Source organism: Bradyrhizobium vignae (assembly GCF_900324035.1).
Taxonomy (GTDB): Bacteria; Pseudomonadota; Alphaproteobacteria; order Rhizobiales; family Xanthobacteraceae; genus Bradyrhizobium; species Bradyrhizobium vignae.
The window spans coordinates 393532-414974 of sequence record NZ_LS398110.1 but is presented as its reverse complement, the minus strand read 5'-3'; the positions used below and the strand labels follow the sequence as shown (position 1 = coordinate 414974).

At 64.9% G+C, this 21443-nt stretch carries 21 protein-coding genes; 16 read left to right on the top strand and 5 right to left on the bottom strand.

Annotated elements, in window-relative coordinates; translation table 11 throughout:
• Nucleotides 1-216 precede the first annotated feature (216 nt).
• From rplU to BRAD3257_RS02005, 3 genes are all read left to right on the top strand, one after another.
• Nucleotides 217-603 (top strand): 50S ribosomal protein L21, encoded by a 387-nt coding sequence (rplU, locus tag BRAD3257_RS02015; protein ID WP_027572946.1) that lies wholly within the window; start codon nt 217-219, stop codon nt 601-603.
• Nucleotides 604-706: 103 nt separating this feature from the next.
• Complete coding sequence (gene rpmA / locus BRAD3257_RS02010; RefSeq protein ID WP_008538809.1) at nt 707-976, top strand: 50S ribosomal protein L27; 270 nt, start codon at nt 707-709, stop codon at nt 974-976.
• 146 nt (nt 977-1122) lie between these two features.
• Nucleotides 1123-1716, top strand: coding sequence for a GNAT family N-acetyltransferase (locus BRAD3257_RS02005; protein ID WP_162500068.1), 594 nt, complete (start codon nt 1123-1125; stop codon nt 1714-1716).
• Nucleotides 1717-1902: 186 nt separating this feature from the next.
• Here BRAD3257_RS02005 and BRAD3257_RS02000 read toward each other — a convergent pair whose 3' ends face one another.
• On the bottom strand, nt 1903-2817 hold the full coding sequence (locus BRAD3257_RS02000) for a DMT family transporter (protein ID WP_122400433.1): 915 nt from the start codon (nt 2815-2817) through the stop codon (nt 1903-1905).
• A gap of 246 nt (nt 2818-3063) precedes the next feature.
• Between BRAD3257_RS02000 and BRAD3257_RS01995 the strand changes: the two genes are divergently transcribed.
• From BRAD3257_RS01995 to BRAD3257_RS01985, 3 genes are all read left to right on the top strand, one after another.
• A complete protein-coding gene (locus BRAD3257_RS01995; RefSeq protein ID WP_122400432.1) occupies nt 3064-3546 on the top strand; it encodes a MaoC family dehydratase in 483 nt (160 codons plus the stop codon).
• An 85-nt stretch (nt 3547-3631) separates the two neighbouring features.
• On the top strand, nt 3632-4672 hold the full coding sequence (gene obgE / locus BRAD3257_RS01990) for a GTPase ObgE (protein WP_122400431.1): 1041 nt from the start codon (nt 3632-3634) through the stop codon (nt 4670-4672).
• A gap of 261 nt (nt 4673-4933) precedes the next feature.
• On the top strand, nt 4934-6568 hold the full coding sequence (locus tag BRAD3257_RS01985; RefSeq protein ID WP_122400430.1) for an alkaline phosphatase family protein: 1635 nt from the start codon (nt 4934-4936) through the stop codon (nt 6566-6568).
• Nucleotides 6569-6605: 37 nt separating this feature from the next.
• Here BRAD3257_RS01985 and BRAD3257_RS01980 read toward each other — a convergent pair whose 3' ends face one another.
• On the bottom strand, nt 6606-7571 hold the full coding sequence (locus tag BRAD3257_RS01980; protein WP_162500067.1) for a Bug family tripartite tricarboxylate transporter substrate binding protein: 966 nt from the start codon (nt 7569-7571) through the stop codon (nt 6606-6608).
• A 193-nt stretch (nt 7572-7764) separates the two neighbouring features.
• Here BRAD3257_RS01980 and proB point away from each other — a divergent pair, with 193 nt between their 5' ends.
• The 10 genes from proB to BRAD3257_RS01930 all read left to right on the top strand — a co-directional run bounded on the left by proB (nt 7765) and on the right by BRAD3257_RS01930 (nt 17491).
• Nucleotides 7765-8886: a glutamate 5-kinase gene (proB, locus tag BRAD3257_RS01975; RefSeq protein WP_122400428.1), complete on the top strand. Its 1122-nt coding sequence runs from the start codon at nt 7765-7767 to the stop codon at nt 8884-8886.
• A 238-nt stretch (nt 8887-9124) separates the two neighbouring features.
• On the top strand, nt 9125-10432 hold the full coding sequence (locus BRAD3257_RS01970) for a glutamate-5-semialdehyde dehydrogenase (RefSeq protein WP_122400427.1): 1308 nt from the start codon (nt 9125-9127) through the stop codon (nt 10430-10432).
• A 20-nt stretch (nt 10433-10452) separates the two neighbouring features.
• Nucleotides 10453-11097 (top strand): nicotinate-nucleotide adenylyltransferase, encoded by a 645-nt coding sequence (locus tag BRAD3257_RS01965; protein ID WP_162500066.1) that lies wholly within the window; start codon nt 10453-10455, stop codon nt 11095-11097.
• A gap of 199 nt (nt 11098-11296) precedes the next feature.
• The gene (rsfS, locus tag BRAD3257_RS01960) at nt 11297-11653 is read left to right on the top strand and encodes a ribosome silencing factor (protein WP_092289999.1); all 357 of its coding nucleotides are present in this window, start codon (nt 11297-11299) and stop codon (nt 11651-11653) included.
• 92 nt (nt 11654-11745) lie between these two features.
• Nucleotides 11746-12228: a 23S rRNA (pseudouridine(1915)-N(3))-methyltransferase RlmH gene (gene rlmH / locus BRAD3257_RS01955; protein ID WP_122400426.1), complete on the top strand. Its 483-nt coding sequence runs from the start codon at nt 11746-11748 to the stop codon at nt 12226-12228.
• A gap of 32 nt (nt 12229-12260) precedes the next feature.
• Nucleotides 12261-13595 (top strand): murein hydrolase activator EnvC family protein, encoded by a 1335-nt coding sequence (locus tag BRAD3257_RS01950; RefSeq protein ID WP_122406325.1) that lies wholly within the window; start codon nt 12261-12263, stop codon nt 13593-13595.
• On the top strand, nt 13592-14950 hold the full coding sequence (locus BRAD3257_RS01945) for a S41 family peptidase (RefSeq protein WP_122400425.1): 1359 nt from the start codon (nt 13592-13594) through the stop codon (nt 14948-14950). The genes BRAD3257_RS01950 and BRAD3257_RS01945 overlap by 4 nt, the downstream gene beginning before the upstream one ends.
• 146 nt (nt 14951-15096) lie before the next feature.
• The gene (locus BRAD3257_RS01940) at nt 15097-16308 is read left to right on the top strand and encodes a divergent polysaccharide deacetylase family protein (RefSeq protein WP_122400424.1); all 1212 of its coding nucleotides are present in this window, start codon (nt 15097-15099) and stop codon (nt 16306-16308) included.
• 71 nt (nt 16309-16379) lie between these two features.
• The gene (locus tag BRAD3257_RS01935) at nt 16380-16883 is read left to right on the top strand and encodes an RNA pyrophosphohydrolase (protein ID WP_122400423.1); all 504 of its coding nucleotides are present in this window, start codon (nt 16380-16382) and stop codon (nt 16881-16883) included.
• A 107-nt stretch (nt 16884-16990) separates the two neighbouring features.
• Nucleotides 16991-17491 (top strand): RNA pyrophosphohydrolase, encoded by a 501-nt coding sequence (locus BRAD3257_RS01930; RefSeq protein WP_122406324.1) that lies wholly within the window; start codon nt 16991-16993, stop codon nt 17489-17491.
• 175 nt (nt 17492-17666) lie between these two features.
• Here BRAD3257_RS01930 and BRAD3257_RS01925 read toward each other — a convergent pair whose 3' ends face one another.
• From BRAD3257_RS01925 to atpD, 3 genes are all read right to left on the bottom strand, one after another.
• Entirely contained in the window at nt 17667-19316 is a 1650-nt protein-coding gene (locus BRAD3257_RS01925) for an adenylate/guanylate cyclase domain-containing protein (protein ID WP_122400422.1), read from the bottom strand.
• Nucleotides 19317-19477: 161 nt separating this feature from the next.
• Nucleotides 19478-19885, bottom strand: a complete 408-nt coding sequence (locus BRAD3257_RS01920; RefSeq protein ID WP_122400421.1) for a F0F1 ATP synthase subunit epsilon — start codon at nt 19883-19885, stop codon at nt 19478-19480.
• Nucleotides 19886-19997: 112 nt separating this feature from the next.
• A complete protein-coding gene (gene atpD, locus BRAD3257_RS01915) occupies nt 19998-21440 on the bottom strand; it encodes a F0F1 ATP synthase subunit beta (protein WP_122400420.1) in 1443 nt (480 codons plus the stop codon).
• Nucleotides 21441-21443 lie beyond the last annotated feature (3 nt).

Genomic DNA, 21443 nt, shown 5'->3' with positions numbered 1-21443 from the left:
TCGGGCCCTTTTCGGCGGTTTGCCTTGACTCTCCGCCCCGGCGGCTATAAGTCCCACAGCCGGCGCGGGGCGTTTCTCGCGCCGCTTGTTTTTGCCTGGGTTTTCAAAGGGATAACTCCCGCCCGCGCAGACTCGCATAACCCGTAGCGACTGACAAAAAGCCGGCCCGGACGATACCCGTCGCGAGGCCGGGATTGAACACGAAGGAAAAAAACGATGTTCGCAGTCATCAAAACCGGCGGCAAGCAATACCGCGTCGTGCCGGATGATGTCTTGGAAGTAGGCAAGATCGAAGGCGAAGTCGGCTCGATCGTGCAGTTGAATGAAGTTCTGGTGGTCGGCGGCGACACGCCGGTGCTGGGCGTTCCGACGGTCGCGGGTGCGTCCGTCGCGGTCGAGGTGCTCGACCACAAGCGCGGCCCGAAGGTCATCGCGTTCAAGAAGCGCCGCCGCAAGAACTCGCGCCGCAAGCGTGGCTACCGCGACGAGATTACCGTGCTGCGCGTCAGCGAGATCCTGACGGATGGCGCCAAGCCCACCAAGGGCCCGCGTCCGAAGAAGGAGAAGGTGGCCAAGGAGCCGGCAACGGAAGCCGCCGAATAAAACGGAATTGATCACGCCAATTCACGAATTGAGGCGTGAGAAATTTTGAAATGATTCCGTCAAGGAATTGATCTAGAGATACGCAGGATTTCGGAGACGAGCCATGGCTCACAAAAAAGCAGGCGGTTCATCGCGCAACGGACGCGATTCCAAGGGCAAGCGCCTCGGTATCAAGGCGTTCGGCGGGGAGATCGTCACTCCCGGCAACATCATTGCGCGTCAGCGCGGCACCACCTGGCACCCCGGCCTTAATGTCGGCATGGGTACGGACCACACTTTGTTCGCCAAGATCGAGGGCCGCGTTGCGTTCCAGGCCAAAGCCAACGGCCGCACCTTTGTATCGGTACTCCCGATCGCAGAGGCTGCTGAATAGACGGTGGATCAAATTGGAGTCCGCCGGTCCCGACTGAACCGGCGGAGTCCCAGAGATCACAGAGATCGAAGGCTCCAGGGGAGGCGGGAAACCGGCCTCCCCTTTTCTTTGCTCACTTTGACTTAGTGACTTTCACGGAGCCGGACATGTTGCAGGATTTCTCGAGCGTGACCTTGCGGGAGGCGAGACCCAGCGTCGTCGCCACCGAGCGGCTGACCTTGCGGCGGCCGACCCTCGCCGACGTCAGGACCATCGCCCGGCTCGCCAACGACCGCCGTGTCGCCGAGAACACGCGCCGCCTGCCGCATCCCTATTCGCAGGACGACGCCGCCGAATTCATCCGCGCCACCGCCGAGCTCGGCAGCGAGACCGTGTTCCTGATCGAGCACGATAGCGGACCGGTCGGCATGGTCGGCATCGATTGCTCCAAGCCCGGCAATGCCGAGCTCGGCTACTGGCTCGGCGTCGAGCATTGGGGCCAGGGCTTTGCCACCGAGGCCGCACGCGGCGCGATCGACTTCTTCTTCGAGGAGTTCGAGGACGATCATCTCCATGCCGGCGCCCGCGTCACCAATCCGGCCTCGCGCAAGGTGCTGGAAAAGTGCGGCTTCCAGTGGAGCGGCGTGCAGCTGCACCGCTTCCTGGCGCTGGGCTCCTCCACGCCCGTCGACTGCTTCCGCCTGTCACGCGGCGTGTGGGCCTCACTGAAGAGCTGGAGCAGTGCGCGACGGGTGAGATAGCTTACCCTCCCCTGGAGGCCCTGGAGGGGGAGGGTCGGCTCACATTGAGCGCAGCGAAATGTGAGACGGGGTGGGGTGACAGTCTCTCAGCGGAAGCAGTCCCCGAGCGGAGAGATCACCCCACCCCGCTCGCGCTTCGCGCGATCGACCCTCCCCCTCCAGGGTCCCTCCAGGGGAGGGTAAGAGCTACGCTGGCGGATTCACTTCGCTGCTCGGACGTCCCAAATCCCGTTCGCGCAAGTAAATGTAGAACCCGGCGCCGATGATGATCGTGGCGCCGACGAGTGTTGCGATGGATGGGACGTCGCCGAACACGACGAAGCCGAAGATCACGGCCCAGACGATCATCGAATATTGATAGGGCACGACAACGCTGGCCGGCGCGAGCTTGAGCGAGCGGTTGACGCAGAACAGCGCGGTCACCGAGACGCATCCGGCGAGCGCGAAGATCACGAGACTGCCGGGGCTCGGCGGCACCCAGTGGAACGCCGACAGCACGGCGCCCAGCGAGAACGTGCCGACGAATTGCGACGATGCCATCACGATGTCGGGCGTCTTGCGCAGGCTGCGTGTGATCAGCATCAGCGTTGCGAAGGAGAGACTGCCGCCGAGTGCGATCAGTGCCGGCAGGCTGACCGTCTGCGCCGAGGGGCGCAGCGCGATCAACACGCCGCAGAAGCCGATCAGGATCGCGGTCCAGCGCCGCCAGCCGACCCTCTCCCCTAAGAAGATCGCCGACATTGCGGTGACGAAGATGGGACCGGCGAGATAATAGGTAATGACGTCGGCGAGCGGCAGATAGACCGTCGCGAGGAAGAAGGCCGCGACCTCCAGCGTCGAGAGCACGACGCGAAACAGCTGCAGGCCCGGCCGCTCCAGATGCAGGAACTGGTGGCGCTGCTTCCAGATCAGCGGCGACAGCAAGAGCAGCGCCGCGCAGGCGCGCAGGAACAAGAGCTGCCCCACCGAATAAGTCCCGACCAGGAACTTGCCCATGGCGTCGCCGAACGAGAACATGAAGATCGACAGCACCATGAGTCCGATGCCGGCGAGGCGCGCGGAGCGATCGTCATAGGCGGAGGGATTCTTGAAGAGGGGCATTGATCGGACTGTCAGAGATCGTCATTGCGAGCGCAGCGAAGCAATCCAGAATCTTTCCGCAGCGACCGTCTGGATTTGCTTCGCTGCGCTCGCAATGACGGGAAAGAGCGTCGCCAGTAATCTTGCTTGCGGCCGTTTTAATGACGAGAGCGACACGGACAAGCCCACATCCACCAAATTGAACCGATTGTCGCACTCTTCGCATCGCGGTAGCGATACAGGCGACATCGACGAAAGAGCCCTGACATGACCGATTTCGATCCGGCCCAGCATCGCATGATCCCGACGCAACGCTGGTTTGAGGATTTCGTCGTCGGCGAACGTTTCGTGCTGCCGAGCCGAACCCAGACCTCGGCAGTGTTCGCCGCATTCCAGACCGCGAGCGGCGATACTCATCCGGTACACTACGACGTGGAATATTGCCGCGCCCGCGGCATGCCACATCTGCTCGCCCACGGCTTCCAGACCCTGATCCACACCGCGCCCGGCGCGGGCCTGTTTCCATTCATGGTCGAGGAGTCCCTGGTCGGCTTCCTCGAGCAATCGAGCCGGTTTCTCAAGCCGGTGTTCGCCGACGACACCATCTATCCGGCGCTCGAGGTCACGGAGCTGGTGCCGGGGCGCACCACCGGCGTGGTGACGCTCAAAAGCACCGTGTTCAACCAGCGCAAGGAGCTGGTGCTGGAGGGCACGCAGAAATTCCTGCTCAGACGGCGACCGGCTGGTTAAGCAAGGGCCGAAATTCGCGGAATTTCGGCCGATTTGCGCATCGATCCGGGTTGCCGCACGGGACCGGCTGGCCTACCTATGGCCCATGAAATTCCTCGACGAAGCAAAGGTCTATATCCGCTCCGGTGACGGCGGAAACGGCTGCGTGGCGTTCCGCCGCGAGAAGTTCATCGAATTCGGCGGTCCCTCCGGCGGCAATGGCGGCCGCGGCGGCAATGTCATCATCGAGGTCGCCGACGGGCTCAACACGCTGATCGACTACCGCTACCAGCAGCACTTCAAGGCCCAGAAGGGCGAGAACGGCATGGGCTCCGACCGCCACGGCGCCAATGGCAAGAACATCGTGCTGAAGGTCCCCGTGGGCACGCAGATCTTCGACGAGGATCGCGAGACGCTGATCCACGACTTCACCAAGGTCGGCGAGAAATTCGTGCTGGCCGAGGGCGGCAATGGCGGGTTCGGCAATGCGCATTTCAAATCGTCGACCAACCGCGCGCCGCGCAACGCCAATCCCGGCCAGCCCGGCGAAGAGCGCTGGATCTGGCTGCGGCTGAAGCTGATCGCGGACGCCGGCCTGGTCGGCCTGCCCAATGCCGGCAAGTCGACCTTCCTCTCCAAGGTCAGCGCGGCGAAGCCGAAGATCGCCGACTATCCCTTCACCACGCTGCATCCGCAGCTCGGCGTCGTGAATGCCGACGGCCGCGAATTCGTGCTGGCGGATATTCCCGGCTTGATCGAGGGCGCGCATGAAGGCGCGGGCCTCGGCGACCGCTTCCTCGGCCATGTCGAACGCTGCCGCGTGCTGCTGCATCTCGTCGACGCAACCAGCGAGCACGCCGGCAAGGCCTACAAGACGGTGCGCAAGGAGCTCGATGCCTATGGCGGGCAGCTCACCGACAAGGTCGAGATCGTCGCGCTGAACAAGATCGACGCGGTCGAGCCGGACGAACTGAAGAAGCAGAAAGATCGCCTCAAGCGCGCCGCCAAGAAGACGCCGCTGCTGCTGTCCGGCGTCACCGGCCAGGGCGTCAAGGAAGCACTGCGGGCGCTTGCGGATGTGATCGGCGAAAGCCCGGTCTCGGCCAAAGCCAAGAGCGCCGCCGAAGCGGAGCCGTGGTCGGCTTAAGGCGGGCGGCGCTCTCTCCATACCTCTCGCCAACGGGGAGAGGTCGATTTGCGCAGCAAATCGGGTGAGGGGGCTCAGGTCCCACGAGAGAGCGCAACCCCTCACCCGGCGCCGTAGCCGAAGCTTGCTTCGCCGTTCTGCCAAGTACGGGCGCCAAAGGCGGCCTATGCCGACCTCTCCCTCCGGGCCCTCCGGGAGAGGTTGTCTTCGCGCCATCGATAGAGCAGCATTCAGAAAATCAAGAAGGGGCGGAGACAAAGCATGGCGCGCGCGAAGAACGTACTCTGGATCATGTGCGACCAGCTTCGCTATGACTATCTCGGCTGCACCGGCCATCCCACGCTGAAGACACCCAACATCGACGCCATGGCGAGGCGCGGCGTGCTCTTCACCAAGGCCTATGTGCAATCGCCGATCTGCGGCCCGTCACGGATGTCGTTCTACACAGGGCGCTACATGCGCTCGCACGGCTCGCACTGGAACGGCTGGCCGCTGCGTGTCGGCGAGCCCACGCTCGGCGATCACCTGGGCAAGATCGGCGTGCGCAACGTGCTGGTCGGCAAGACCCACATGGCGCCCGATCTCGAAGGCATGAAGGCGCTCGGCATCCCGCCGGAATCCGTCATCGGCGTGCACGTCGCCGAGTGCGGCTTCGAGCCTTACGAGCGCGACGACGGCCTGCATCCGACCGGTCGGCCGCGGCCGAAATACGACGAGTATTTGCGCAGCCAAGGTTTTGACGCCGCCAATCCGTGGGAGCATTGGGCCAATTCGGGTGCGGCTGACGACGGCTCGCTGCAGAACGGCTGGCTGCTGGTGCACGCCGACAAGGCCGCGCGTGTGCCCGACGAGCATTCCGAAACGCCTTACATGACGCGGCGCGCGATGGATTTCATCAGCGAGGCCGAGACCGACGGTCGGCCGTGGTGCCTGCATCTGTCGTATATCAAGCCGCACTGGCCCTACATCGCGCCGGAGCCCTACGCCAGCATGTATTCGAGCGAAGACATGATTCCGGCGATTCGCTCCGAGCGCGAGCGGCAGAATCCGCATCCGGTGTTCGGTGCCTATATGGACATGCGCTACTCTCGCAACATGGCGCGCGACGAGGCGCGGGAGAAGGTGATCCCGACCTATATGGGCCTGATCACCCAGATCGACGACCAGATGGGCGTGCTGATGAAATTCCTGGAGGCGCGCGGACTGCTGGAGACCACCATGATCGTGTTCACCTCCGATCATGGCGATTATCTCGGCGATCACTGGATGGGCGAAAAGGATCTGTTCCACGAGCAGTCGGCCAAGATCCCGCTGATCATCATCGATCCCTCCAGGGACGCCGACGCCACGCGTGGCACGCGCAGCGATGCGTTGGTCGAGGCCATCGATCTCGCGCCGACCTTCGTCGATTATTTCGGCGGCAAGGTGCCGGGCCACATCCTCGAAGGACGTTCGCTGCTGCCGCTGCTGCGCGGGCCCACGCCATCAGACTGGCGCAAGGTGGCGTTCTCCGAATACGACTACGCCATGCAGGACGTGCGGCTGAAGCTGAACCAGCCGATCGAGCGCTGCCGCCTGTTCATGGTGTTCGACGGCCGCTGGAAATACATCCACGCCTCCGGCTTCCGCCCGATGCTGTACGACCTCGAAACCGATCCGGAGGAATACGTCGACCGCGGCGATGACCCGGAATGCGCAAGCATCATTGCGCGGCTGCAGGCCGAGCTGTTCGACTGGGCGCTGCACCCGAACGACCACATCACGACACCGCGCGAGAAAATCGCCTCCTATGCCGACAACCAGCTCCAGGTGAAGGGCGGCATCCTGATCGGCATCTGGGACGAGAAAGAGCTCGCCGCAATCAAGGACGGCCTCGCCCAGCGCGCGAAGATGTAGCGAACAGGGCACAGCTTTCTTGGAGTGTGAGCGAGGCCTAATTCTCGATCTTGTATCCAGTCGCCTTCACGATCGGCTGCCAGAACGCCGTATTCGCGGCGAGCTCCTTCGACAGCCCGTCCGCATTGCTGCCGACCGGAATGAGCCCGATCGCCGTCAGCTTCTCCTTCACCTCGGGCTTGGCGAGCGCCGCGCTTGCCGCAGCGCCGAGCTTGGCGGCGAAATCCGGCGGGCTGCCGGCCGGAAGCCACATGCCGTACCAGGCATCGGCAACGAGATCGATGCCGCTCTCCTTCAGAGTGGGCACCTCAGGCGCAAAGGGCGAGCGGGCCGCGCTCGCGACCACGATGATCTTCACGCCCTTGGCGCGATGTTGCGGCAGCGCGTCGGCCAACGTGGTGATGCCGAAAGCAATGTGGCCGCCGACGAGGTCGTTGAGGATCGGGGCGCTGCCGCGATAGGGCACGCGGGTCAGGGGAATGCCGAGATCCTTCTCCAGCTTGGAACCCATGAAATGCGGAATGGTGCCGTTGCTCGGCACCCCGAACGAGGTCCTGTCCGGATGCGCCTTGAGCCAAGTCACAAAGCTCTTGAGATCGGTGGCATCGACCGCCGGGTTGATCACCAGCGCAAATTCGAACCGCGCCAGCAGCGACACCGGCATGAAATCCTTCGACGTGTCGAAGCTCGGTGTCGTCTCCACCATCGGCAGCAGGTACATGGTCGGCCCCGTCGTCACCAGCACCATGCTGCCGTCCGGGCTTGCGCCCTTCACCGCCTTGATGCCGATCAGGCCGTCACCACCGGTGCGGTTCTCGACCACGATGGTCCGTTGCAGCACCGGGGCCATCTCCTGTGCGATGAGCCGGCACAGCGTGTCGCCGCCGGCTCCGGCCGCGAAGGGGAAGATGATCTTGCTCAGCCCGGCCTGCGCTTGCGCCCCGCCCGCCTGCGCTAGGAGCGGCAGCCCCAAGCATCCGGTGATGAATTTGCGGCGGTTCATAGGTTTGCTCTCCGGCCCCGTTTTTTTGGTTGCCCGCATTAGAACCGGAACGGCGTCCAAGACAAGGCCGCCTTCGGCCGTTTACCATCTCGGCGCCTTGCGCCGGCCATCGTCATGCTGCAAAAGCAGGCCTCACCGGCGCCGCTCTCTCCGCTCCGCCGTTTCCAATGCAGAGCAGATCTCCAAGCGCGCCATGGCCAGCCCCGAACTCAGTCAATTCCGCCGCATCGTCGTCAAGGTCGGCTCGGCGCTGCTGGTCGATTCCGACAAGGGCGAGGTGCGGGCGTCCTGGCTCGCCGCGCTCGCCGATGACATGGCCAAGCTGCACAAGGAAGGGCGCGACGTCCTCGTCGTCTCCTCCGGCTCGATCGCGCTCGGCCGCAGCCGGCTGAAATTGCCGCGCGGCCCGCTGAAGCTCGAGGAGAGCCAGGCCGCTGCCGCAGTCGGCCAGATCACGCTGGCGCGGATCTGGTCGGAGGTGCTCGGGGCCCACGGCATCGACGCCGGCCAGATCCTGGTCACGCTGCAGGATACCGAGGAGCGCCGCCGCTATCTCAATGCCCGCTCCACCATCGGCAAGCTGCTGGAGTGGCGTGCGATCCCCGTGATCAACGAGAACGACACGGTCGCCACTACCGAGATCCGCTATGGCGACAATGACCGCCTCGCCGCGCGCGTTGCCACCATGGCGAGCGCCGACCTGCTCGTGCTGCTGTCCGACATCGACGGGCTCTACGACGCCCCGCCGAAGAACAACCCGAACGCCAAACTGATTCCCGTCGTCGACAGCATATCCTCGGAGATCGAGGCTGTGGCGGGGGATGCCGAGTCCGAGCTGTCGCGCGGCGGCATGCGCACCAAGGTCGAGGCGGCCAAGATCGCGACGACAGGCGGCACCCACATGCTGATCGCCTCCGGCAAGATCGAGCATCCCTTGCAGGCGATCGCCGATGGCGGCCGCTGCACCTGGTTCCTCACGCCCGCCAATCCCATCACCTCGCGAAAACGCTGGATCGCGGGCACGCTGGAGCCGAAGGGCACGCTGACCATCGACGCCGGCGCGGTGACCGCGCTGCGCGCCGGCGCCAGCCTGCTGCCGGCTGGCGTGATCAAGGTCGAGGGCCAATTCGCCCGGGGCGATGCCGTGATCGTGCGCGGCCCCGACAGCAGCGAGGTCGGCCGCGGCCTGATCGCCTATGACGCTGACGATGCCGAGCGGATCAAAGGGCGCTCCTCCCCTGACGTGATGACCATCCTCGGCATCAGCGGCCGCGCGGAGATGATCCACCGGGATGATCTGGTGGTGGGCGGGTAAGGACCTTTGCTTCGTCATTCCGGGATGGTCCGAGGGACCAGACCTCAGGTGCGCAATTGCGCACCGGGGAGTCTCAAGATTCCGGGTTCGGTGCTGACGCACCGCCCCGGAATGACGTCGGGCTGGGTCATTGACCTGGTCGGAACGCCGCCGCCCGAAGCCCTGCCATACCCTCCCCGCCCTTCGCAAAAGCGGGATTTCCGTGCTAGGACACTGCCTTAGCAGAAGGTTTGACCCCATGGCCGCCCCCCTCAAAGCCGTTGACGGCAATGCCGATCGGACTGGCGATCTCTTGGCGCTGATGTCCGATCTCGCCACCAAAGCCCGCGCTGCCGCGCGCGTGCTGGCGCTGGCGCCGCCGGAGCAGAAGAACCGGGCGCTCGAAGCCATGGAACGGGCGATCCGGGCGAACTCCGCGGCGATCCTTGCTGCCAATGCCGAGGACGTCGCGGAGGCCCGCGCCTCCGCCAATGCGACCTCCGCCTTCATCGACCGCCTGACGCTGACGCCGGCGCGGGTCGAAGGGATGGCCGAGGGCATCGGCATCGTGCGCGGCATTGCCGATCCGATCGGCGTCGTCACGGAGAGCTGGCAGCGGCCGAACGGCATGACCATCGAGCGCGTACGGGTGCCGCTCGGCGTCGTCGGCGTGATCTTCGAGAGCCGTCCGAACGTGGCGGCGGATGCCGGCGTGCTGTGCCTGAAGTCGGGCAATGCCGTGATCCTGCGCGGCGGCTCGGACAGTTTCCGCTCCTGCCGCGCGATCCATGATTGCCTGGTGCAGGGCCTGCGCGAAGCCGGCCTGCCTGAAGCTGCGATCACGCTGGTGCCGACGCGCGACCGCGCGGCGGTCGGCATGATGCTGTCAGGGTTGAACGGGGCCATCGACGTGATCGTGCCGCGCGGCGGCAAGAGCCTCGTCGCGCGCGTCGAACAGGAAGCGCGCGTGCCTGTGTTCGCGCATCTCGAAGGCGTCAACCACGTCTATGTCGATGCCAGCGCCGACCTCGCCATGGCGAAGTCGATCGTGCTCAATGCCAAGATGCGGCGCACCGGCGTCTGCGGCGCGGCCGAGACGCTGCTGGTGGATCGCGCCGCTGCTGCATCGAGCCTGAAGCCGCTGGTCGAGATGCTGCTCGATGCCGGCTGCGAAGTGCGCGGCGACGACGCCGTGCAGAAAGCGGATGCGCGCGTCAAGCCTGCAAACGACGAGGATTGGGACACCGAATATCTCGACGCGATCATCGCGGCGAAGGTGGTGGACGGCGTCGACGGTGCGATCGCGCATATCCAGAACCACGGCTCGCATCACACCGATGCCATCGTGAGCGCCGACGAGCGTGCGGCGAAGAAATTCCTCAGCGAGGTCGATTCCGCGATCGTGCTGCACAACGCCTCGACGCAGTTCGCCGATGGCGGCGAGTTCGGTTTCGGCGCCGAGATCGGCATCGCCACCGGCCGCTTCCATGCCCGCGGCCCGGTCGGCGCCGAGCAGTTGACGAGCTTCAAATATCGCGTTCACGGCACAGGGCAAACGCGGCCGTAAGCAAGGTTGCAGGGCGGGCATTGAGCAACAATTTCGTCGTGCCGCGTTTTGTGGCGCAAGCAGTCCCTCCCCATGCGGAGGGTATGCGCATTGGCCTGCTCGGCGGCTCGTTCAATCCGCCGCATCAGGCGCATCGCGCGATCAGCCGGTTCGCGCTCAAGCGATTGCAGCTCGATCGCATTTGGTGGCTGGTCACGCCTGGCAATCCGCTCAAGGAGAACGGCAATCTGCACGAGCTCGGCGCGCGCATGCAGGCGGCGCGCGACGTCGCCAACGATCCGCGCATCGAGGTGAGCTGTCTCGAATCCGTCATTCGCACCCGCTATACTATCGACACGATCAACACCTTGCGCCGCCGTTTCCCTGGCTTGCGCTTCGTCTGGATCATGGGCGCCGACAATCTCGCTCAATTCCATCGTTGGCAGGACTGGCGGCGCATCGCCGCCCAGGTGCCGATGGCAGTGATCGATCGTCCGCCACAGAGCTTTCGCGCCCTCAGCTCGCCCGCCGCCCAGGCGCTATCGCGCTACCGTCTGCCCGAGCACAAGGCGGCCCTGCTTGCAGATCGGCCGGCGCCGGCCTGGGTATTCCTGACCGGATTGAAGCTGAATCTCTCCTCGACGGGCTTACGGAACCCGGACGGGAGCTGGAAAGGTACGAAGTGAGACGAAAAGTGTGCGGGCTGGGAGCTCTCTGGCATATTGAAACCCTTAACCCCACATGATGTAGTGTAGCCAGTGAGCGCCGGATTCGGCGTTCGCGATACAGTGAAAGGAATGGTCCCTGACCGCATCTGTATTGTCCAAGCCTGTTTTACCCAAGGTTGCCAAGCCTGCGCGTAAAACATCGACCAAAGCTGCGGCCTTGAAGGCGCAACCCGACGCCGACAAGACGCTGAGCCTGATCCTCTCCCGCCTCGAGGACATGAAGGCGGAAGAGACGGTCACCATCGACCTTCGCGGCAAATCGGCGTATTCCGACTACATGATCGTCACCACCGGCCGGGTGAACCGGCACGTCGGCGCGATCGCGGAGAACGTGACGAAGAGCCTCAAGGAAACCGGCATCAAGAACATCCATGTCGAGGGCTTGCCCAATTGCGACTGGGTGCTGATCGATTCCGGCGACGTGATCGTGCACGTGTTCAGACCCGAGGTCCGCGAGTTCTACAATCTCGAGCGATTGTACACGCAGGGCCCAGGGGCGGCGAAGGCGATCTAGGCTCATTGAGCCGATTTCGAATCGGCTGACGCGCATGCTAGCGTCGTGCGCGCGCTCGTTGCGCGCGGTCTTGTCAACGCGACTCTGAAATCATGCGTGTTGCTGTCATTGCGGTGGGCCGACTGAAGCAGGGCCCCGAACGGGAGCTTGCCGACCGCTATTTCGAGCGGTTCGAGGAGGCCGGCCGCAAGCTTGGATTCCGCGAGCTCAGCATCCACGAAATTGCCGAAAGCCGCGCACGCGATGCGGCGACACGGATGGCCGAAGAGGCCACGGCGATCTCGGCGCATATTCCGGACAAGTCGATCCTGGTGGCACTGGACGAACGCGGCCAGAATCTCGACTCCACCGTATTCGCACGGCATCTGGCGCGCTGGCGTGACGAAGGCGCCGGACATACCATCTTCTTGATCGGAGGGGCGGACGGACTTTCGCCCGAATTGCGCCGTAAGGCCAAGCTTGCGATCGCGTTCGGCTCTGCGACTTGGCCGCACCAAATGGTCCGCGTCATGCTTCTGGAACAGCTTTATCGGGCCGCCACCATCCTGGCCGGCCATCCCTATCACCGCGCGTGATGTGCGCCACAACGAGCACCTTTGCCGACACGATGCGAGCGCCGCTCCTCAACCTGCTGCTGATCACTGGCGTTGCCGGTGCAAGCTTCGCGCAAGCTCAAACGGCGACGCCCCCACAAACCGCGGCGGTCTCGCCCGATGCGATCAAGCAGCGCGAGCAGGAGCTGGAAGCCGCGCGCGCGAGACAGAAGAGCGCGGAGGAAGCGCAAGCCAAGCTCAAGGCCGAGATCACCGCGCTCGGCCAGGATCGCACCCAGCTCAATCAGCAGCTGATCGAGACGGCCGCCAATGTGCGCACGCTGGAAAGCAGGATCGACGAGGCCGAGGCGCGGCTGCGCGCGCTGAACGGCCGCGAGCAGCAGATGCGCGCTTCGCTCGATTCGCGCCGTGCCGACATCGTCGAGGTGCTGGCGGCCTTGCAGCGCGCCGGCCGGCGCACGCCGCCCGCGCTGCTGGTGCGGCCCGAAGATGCGCTGCAGTCATTGCGCACGGCGATGCTGCTCGGCGCCGTTGTCCCGGAATTGCGCAGCCGCGCCGAGAAAATCGCGGGCGAGCTCGGCGAGCTCGTGACCTTGCGCAAGACCATCGCCACCGAGCGCGACCAGCTCGCCTCCGACCGCGACAAGGTCCGCAACGACCAGACCCGGCTCACCGCTTTGGTCGACGAGCGGCAGCGCCAGCAGGCGGCGCGTGAGAAGGACTTGGACGCCGAGAATTCGCGCGCCCTCGCGCTGTCAAAGCAGGTCGGCGATCTCCAGGGGCTGATCGCCAAGATGGAGCAGGACCTGCAAAGCGCCGCCAAGGCGGCCGAGAAGGCGGCCGAGGCTGCAAAGCAGGCCGAAGCCAAGGCGGCTGCCAGCGCCAATACCAGTGCCAAGTCCGGTCCGGGCGCTTTCAAGGATAAATCCCGCACCACCCCAGCGATCGCCTTCGCGTCGGCCAAGGGCCTCCTGCCGCTTCCGGTTAACGGTAACAAGATCAGGGATTTTGGCGGTTCCGACGGCGTCGGCGGGGTCCAGAAGGGCATTTCGTTGGCGACCAAGCCCGGCTCCCAGGTCACGACGCCGTGCGATGGCTGGGTTGTGTACGCCGGCCCGTTCCGCAGCTATGGACAACTCTTGATCCTCAATGCCGGGGGCGGGTATCATGTCCTGATCGCCGGGATGGAGCGCATTTCGGTCAACATCGGACAGTTTGTGCTCACGGGGGAGCCGGTCGCGACCATGGGGTCGACCTCTCAAGTCGCCTCCATTCTCGCCACGAACGCGAGTCAACCTGTGCTGTATGTCGAGTTCCGTAAAGACGGTACTCCAATCGATCCAGGCCCATGGTGGGCCGCAAATGAAGGCGAGAAGGTTCGCGGATGATGCGCAAGACTTCAGTAATCCTCCTCAGCGCGGCTACCGGCGCGGCGCTGACGCTGTTCGTGACCCAGCCGCGCGCGGTCTTCATGGGCTCCAGCGCAAGGGCCGCGACCGCGGACACCTATCGCCAGCTCAATCTGTTCGGTGACGTCTTCGAGCGCGTGCGCTCCGATTATGTCGAGAAGCCCGACGACACCAAGCTGATCGAATCCGCCATCAGCGGCATGCTCACCGGCCTCGATCCGCATTCGAGCTACATGGACGCCAAGAGTTTCCGCGACATGCAGGTGCAGACCCGCGGCGAGTTCGGCGGCCTCGGTATCGAGGTCACGATGGAAGACGGCCTGATCAAGGTGGTCTCGCCGATCGACGACACGCCCGCTTCGCGCGCCGGCATCATGGCCAACGACATCATCACCAATCTCGACGACGAGGCGGTGCAGGGCCTGACCCTGAACCAGGCGGTCGAGAAGATGCGCGGTCCGGTCAACACCAAGATCAAGCTCAAGATCATCCGCAAGGGCCAGGACAATCCCATCGACGTCACCCTGGTGCGCGACAACATCCGCGTCCGCTCGGTGCGCGCGCGCGTCGAGCAGGATGACATCGCCTACATCCGCATCACCACCTTCAACGAGCAGACCACCGAAGGCCTGAAGCGCGAGATCGGCAATCTCTCGAATCAGATCGGCGACAAGCTGAAGGGCTACATCATCGACCTCCGCAACAATCCGGGCGGCCTGCTCGAGGAAGCGGTCACCGTCTCCGACTCGTTCCTGGAGAAGGGCGAGATCGTCTCGACCCGCGGCCGCAATGCCGAGGAGACCCAGCGCCGCACCGCGCATGCGGGCGACCTGACCAAGGGCAAGCCCGTCATCGTGCTGATCAATGGCGGCTCGGCCTCGGCGTCGGAAATCGTCGCCGGCGCGCTGCAGGACCACAAGCGCGCGACCATCGTCGGCACGCGCTCGTTCGGCAAGGGCTCGGTGCAGACCATCATCCCGCTCGGCTCGGGCAACGGTGCGCTGCGGCTGACCACCGCGCGCTACTACACGCCGTCGGGCAAGTCGATCCAGGCCAAGGGCATCGTCCCGGACATCGAGGTGCTGCAGGACGTGCCGGACGAGCTGAAGTCGCGCACCGACACCAAGGGCGAGGCTTCGCTGCGCGGCCATCTGAAGAACGATGGCGACGAGAAGACCGGCTCGCAGTCCTACGTCCCGCCGGATGCCAAGGACGACAAGGCGCTCAAGCTTGCCGGCGACCTGCTCCACGGCATCAAGAACAGCGCCTCTGCCGCACCGACGCCGGGCGGCGACAACAAGGCCGCGACCGACAAGCCCAAAGCGGCGAACTAAGTCGGCGCCACGCGCGATCTCACGACAAGGGCGGCTTCTTGAAGCCGCCCTTTTTGCTGGGAACTCCCGTCGTCCCCGGCCTCTCCCGGCCTGCCGCCGCTTGACCCCGCCGTGGTATCGTCGGGATGAGTGATTCGGGATCGTGCATGACTGAAACGGCCGATGATCTGAGCGCGCCGCTCGGACAGGACAAGCCGCGCCGGAAACGCCGGCTGCGGCTGCCGTTCACCGCCATGCAGCTGCTGGCCGTCCTGCTCGGCCTGTTCCTCGTCACCTTTGCCGGCTTCGCCATCTTCAACAAGGATCCGCTCGGCGGCGAGCCGGTGACGCGAATCGCGATCAGCGAGCCCAGGACGATCGACAAGGCCACGGACGAGAGACCGGCCAGCCAGGAGAGCAAGCGGGACACCAAGGAAACGCCGAAGCAGGCCGCCTCCGGTGAGCAGAAGACCATCACCATGATCGACGGCTCCACCGGCGCCCGCCACGACGTGGTGATCGGCGCTGGCGATGCTGCGGAGAAGGACGAGGCAGCCTCCGCCCCGCCGTCCGTGATGGCCGGGATCAATCCGAAGCTGCTGGAGAAATCACGTTACGGCATGATCCCGGTGATCGCCGACGGGCTGAAGCCGTTCAACGTCTATGCGGCAGACGCCGACCGCGCCAGGGCCGCCAAAATGCCGGTGGTCGCGATCGTGATCGGCGGCCTCGGAGTCGGCGCCGCCAAGACCCTGGATGCCATCATGAAGCTACCGCCGGCGGTGACGCTGGCCTTCACGCCTTACGGCGCCGACCCCGGCAAGCTCGCCGAACGGGCTCGCGCGCAGCGCCACGAGATCTTCCTGCAGATCCCGATGGAGCCCTACGACTTCCCCGACAACGATCCGGGGCCGCAGACGCTGCTGACCTCGCTCAGCGCCGACCAGAACATGGATCGCCTGTACTGGCACCTCAGCCGGATGCAGGGCTATGCGGGCCTCACCAATTTCATGGGCGCCCGCTTCATCGCGACTGAGCCCGCGATGCAGCCGATCATCCGCGAGGCGGCCAAGCGCGGCCTCGGCTTCTTCGACGACGGCTCCTCGCCCCGCAGCATCGCACCCCAGGCCGCGGCGAACCAAGCAATACCGTTCGGCAAGGGCGACATCGCGATCGACGCGGTGCCGACCCCGGCCGAGATCGACCGCGCCCTGAACAAGCTCGAATCGACGGCGCGCGAGCGCGGCATCGCCGTCGGCACGGCCTCCGCCCTGCCCGTCTCGATCGAGCGCATCGGCGCCTGGACCAGGACATTGGGCGACCGAGGTATCCTTTTGGTGCCATTGACAACCGCGATGCTGAAATCAAAATCCAGCTAAATCAACGAATTGGCGGCACGGGTCCCGCGGGACCGGCATGCCCACCAAGTGCAGGCAAGAGGTCTGGCGGAATGGCGCGTTACGAGGATCTGCCCTACCGGACCTGTGTCGGTGTGATGCTGATCAATCCAAAGGGACTGGTGTTCATCGGCCGCCGCGCCGGCGGCATCGAGCATGACGACACCCATGTCTGGCAGATGCCGCAAGGCGGTGTCGACCCCGGCGAGGACACCTGGGAGGCCGCCAAGCGCGAGCTCTATGAGGAGACCAGTGTACGCTCGGTGGAGCGGCTCGGCGAAATCCCGGACTGGCTCACTTACGACATTCCACGCACGGTCGCCGGGCGCGCCTGGAAAGGCCGCTACCGCGGTCAGCGCCAGAAATGGTATGCGGTTCGCTTCACCGGCAAGGACAGCGAGATCGACGTCGAGAATCCCGGCGGCGGCGGCCACAAGGCGGAGTTCGTGAGCTGGCGCTGGGAGCCGATGAAGAATCTGACCGGGCTGATCATCCCGTTCAAGCGCCCGGTCTATGAGCGCGTGGTGCAGGAATTTTCCGCGCTGGCGGAGCAATAGTCTCTATTGTCGTCCCGGGGCGATGCGAAGCATCGAACCCGGGACCTCGAGATGCCGGATTCGATGCTTCGCATCGCCCTGGAATGACGAAGAGAGACACTTTGCAAGTGACCAACGACAAACCTTACCGCCCCAACGTCGGGATCGCCCTGTTCAATACCGATGGCCGCGTCCTGATCGGCCACCGCTTCAAGGGCGACGGGCCCGAGATCATCCTGCCCGGCCTCGACTGGCAGATGCCCCAGGGCGGCGTCGACGAGGGCGAGAACCTGCGCGATGCAGCGATGCGCGAACTCTGGGAGGAGACCAACGTCGCGAGCGCCGACTATCTCGGCGAGACCGACTGGTTCACCTACGAATTCCCGCCTTACGACGGACCGCAGACGCATCGCCTCGCAAAGTTTCGCGGCCAGCGCCAAAAATGGTTCGCGCTGCGCTTCACCGGCCGCGACGACGAGATCGACCCGCTGACACCGCGCAACGGCCAGCCCGCGGAGTTCGACGCCTGGCGCTGGGAGCGCCTCGACCGCGTCGCCGACATCGTGGTGCCGTTCCGCCGTGAGGTCTACCGCGCGGTGGCGCGAGAGTTTGCGGCGTTCGCAAACTGAAACTGCGAAAACAACCCCATGCACAGTAGAGATGGGGTTGAAATCATGAGAGAAATTTCGGCGGAGATTTGCGTGTGAGGGCACCGCTCGCTCCGTTCCCTTCCCGACCCCACAAGGGAGGGGAACACACCTTCATCGGAGCGTTAATCGAGCCCAATCGGAGCAAGTACTAAATTTAATTGATTGGTCCCACCGTGAACGGGCCGATGGCGATGACGTGGCAATCGCTGTCGCGCTTGGCGCAATCGGCGAGGGCTGTGTTGACGGCGGTCTGCTCGTCGGCGGCCTTCAGGCCGAGACCGGGGCGGCCTGCGGTGCCGACGGCGACGGCGTTCCAGCCCATGACGTCGGTGAGCTTGCGTACGACTTCGCCGCGCGCCTCTGCCACGATCGAGGCGCTGGAGGCGGCATGGAAGAAGCCGGTGATCCTGAACAAGGTCGGGATCGGCACGACGAAATTGTCGTCGATCGCGACGACCAGGCAGGCAACGCCGGCAATCGCGCCACACGATTCCAGGGAGCGCCGCGCCGCGTCCTCGTCGGATGATGCGCCCAGCACCATGAAATATTGCCCGCCCGGGCCGAGTGCGACCGAGCGGGATTTCGCCGCCGGCACGAACATGTTCTCGAGCCGGACTTTCCCGGCGTCGCGCACCATCGGAAAATCCTTCGACACGAACGGCCGCTCGACCATCGCATCGTGCCGCACCCAAGGCTGCGGCGGCATTGGCGGCTTGCCGTGCGTGTAGACGACGTTATTGCCGACCGCATAGAGCTCGCAGCGCCGCGGCGATTGCGCCGCATCGGCGCGCTTCTGGCACTGCTCGAGCGCCATGCTGCGTGCGGCCTCCTCGTTCGGCTGGTTCAACGCCGAGCCGGTGAAGCCGCCGACATTGAGCGCGAAGGCCTTGTAGTCGCCGGCCGCGGAATAATCCCCCGCCAGGAAGTTGCGGACGCGCTCGTTGATGAAGGGCACGTTGTCGGCTGCAAACTTGCCGACCACGGGCGAGGCGGATGGTGATGGCATCGGAGCCATCGCGGCGGCGGCGTTCGGTGACGCCACCGGCGCCTTTGCGACCTCGGTCGGCGCCGGGCTCGTCGCCGCTGCATTGGCGGACGGCACGGCGCTTGTCGGGGCCGGCGGCGCTGCCACACGCGCGGTCTGCTTGAGCTTGGCGTTGTAGAGGAAGCCGGTGACGACGATCCCGACGATCGAGACCACGGCGACGACCAGCGGCCACATCCAAACCGGCGCGGCGGCCACCTTGGAGGCCGCCTTCTTCATTTGCGGCTTGGCATAGCTCCCGTCCTCGCGCCGCATTGCCACCATGTAGGCGTGCACCGGCGTCGGGATGTTCTTGACCTCCTGCGCGCCGATATCGGCGAACTGCACCGACAGCTTGTTGGCAACCTGCTCATGCACCGCGCGGGAGACGCAGATGCCGCCAACCTCGGCGAGTCCCTCCAGCCGCGCCGCGATGTTGACGCCGTCGCCGAGGAGGTCGCCATCGCGCTCGACCACGTCTCCGATGGTGATGCCGATGCGAAACGACATCTGCCGGCTCGGCGGATAGGCCATGTTGCGGGTCCGCAAGCTTTCCTGGATGTCGATCGCACAGCGCACGGCATCGACCGCGCTCGGAAATTCCGCGAGCACGGCATCGCCCGCCGTGTTGAAGATGCGCCCGCCGACCTTGGCGATGAAATCGTCGACGACCTCGCGATAGGAGGCGAGACGCCGCAGCGTCTCCTCTTCGTCTTCCGCGACCAGCCTCGAATAGCCGGCAATATCGGCCGCGAAAATCGCTGCGATCTTGCGTTTCATCTGCCACCGGCCCCCGGAACAATCCGCGAGGCAGAATGCCGCCATCAGCGACGCGGTGCAACAAAGTTTCAGCGCCCGCCACGGTGGTGACGAGCGCTGAGCCTGTTGAAGGGTGCCTTTGCAGGAATGTCTGTTCGAGCCCCGGAGCGGTGCCCCGGGGCTTAGTGCATAGCCGTGGAGCTGAGCTGCTGCTGGATGCTCTTGAAGTGGTCGAGCCGCGCAATGGCCTGATCGAGCTCGCTGCCTTCGTGCTCTTTCAGATTCTCTTCCATCTCCGCGATCGTCTCGGCGAACTGGGCACGGTCGAGCTCGGCCAGTGACGTCGCGACGTCGGCGAGCACGGTCAGGCCCCTGTCGGAGACTTCGGCGAGACCGCCGAGCACGATGATCTTTTCGTGGCGGCCAGCCGTGGTCACGGTGAGAATGCCCGGCCGGATCGCAGCCACGACCGGCGCATGTCCCGCCAGCACGCCGAAATCACCCTCGATGCCGGGGATGTCGACCTGGTCGACCTCACCCGAGAAGGCGAGCTTTTCCGGAGAGACGAGATCGAAGTGGAAGGTGGCCATGGGTTATCCGTTTTTCCGCTTGCCACCCGCGGGCTCGACCCGCGGGTCCATCCATCAAAAATCTCTTTGATGGATCGCCGGGTCAAGCCCGGCGATGACGAGATGAGAAGGCTTAGGCCGCTTCCGCCGCCAGCTTCTTGCCCTTCTCGACGGCTTCTTCGATGGTGCCGACCATGTAGAAGGCAGCTTCCGGCAGGTGATCGTACTTGCCTTCGACCAGGCCCTTGAAGCCCTTGATGGTGTCGGCGAGCTCGACGAACTTGCCCGGCGAGCCCGTGAAGATTTCGGCGACGTGGAACGGCTGCGACAGGAAGCGCTCGATCTTGCGGGCGCGGGCCACCGTCAGCTTGTCCTCTTCCGAAAGCTCGTCCATGCCGAGAATGGCGATGATGTCCTGGAGCGACTTGTAGCGCTGCAGCACCTGCTGGACCTGACGGGCGACGGCGTAGTGCTCCTCGCCGACGACCAGCGGCGAGAGCATGCGCGAGGTCGAGTCGAGCGGGTCCACCGCCGGATAGATGCCCTTTTCCGAGATCGCGCGCGACAGCACCGTGGTGGCGTCCAAGTGCGCGAACGAGGTGGCGGGCGCCGGGTCGGTCAAGTCGTCGGCCGGCACGTAGATGGCCTGCACCGAGGTGATCGAACCCTTCTGCGTGGTGGTGATGCGCTCCTGCAGCGCGCCCATGTCGGTCGCGAGCGTCGGCTGATAACCCACCGCCGAAGGAATACGGCCGAGCAGCGCCGACACTTCCGAACCGGCTTGCGTGAAGCGGAAGATGTTGTCGACGAAGAACAGCACGTCCTGGCCCTGGTCGCGGAAGTGCTCGGCGACGGTCAGACCGGTCAGGCCGACGCGGGCGCGGGCGCCCGGCGGCTCGTTCATCTGGCCGAACACCAGCGCACACTTCGACTTCACGCTGGGATCCGGATTCTTCGGATCGGCGTTGACCTTGGACTCGATGAACTCGTGATAGAGGTCATTGCCCTCGCGGGTACGCTCGCCGACGCCGGCGAACACGGAATAACCGCCGTGCGCCTTCGCGACGTTGTTGATCAGCTCCTGAATCAGCACGGTCTTGCCGACGCCGGCGCCGCCGAACAGGCCGATCTTGCCGCCCTTGGCGTAAGGCGCGAGCAGGTCGACGACCTTGATGCCGGTGACGAGAATTTCGGCTTCGGTCGACTGGTCGGTGTAGGTCGGCGCTTCCTGGTGAATCGCGCGGGTGCCTTCCGACTTGATCGGACCGGCCTCGTCGATCGGCTCGCCGATGACGTTCATGATGCGGCCCAGCGTACCATCACCCACGGGAACCGAGATCGGCTGACCCGTGTCGGTCACTTCCTGACCGCGCACCAGACCTTCGGTGGCGTCCATCGCGATCGTACGGACGGTCGACTCGCCGAGATGCTGCGCGACTTCCAGCACCAGGCGGTTGTTGCCGTTCTTGGTCTCCAGCGAGTTGAGAATGGCCGGCAGGTGGCCTTCGAACTGCACGTCGACGACGGCGCCCATGACCTGGGTAACGCGACCGATCTGTGTGGCTGCTGTAGCCATTTA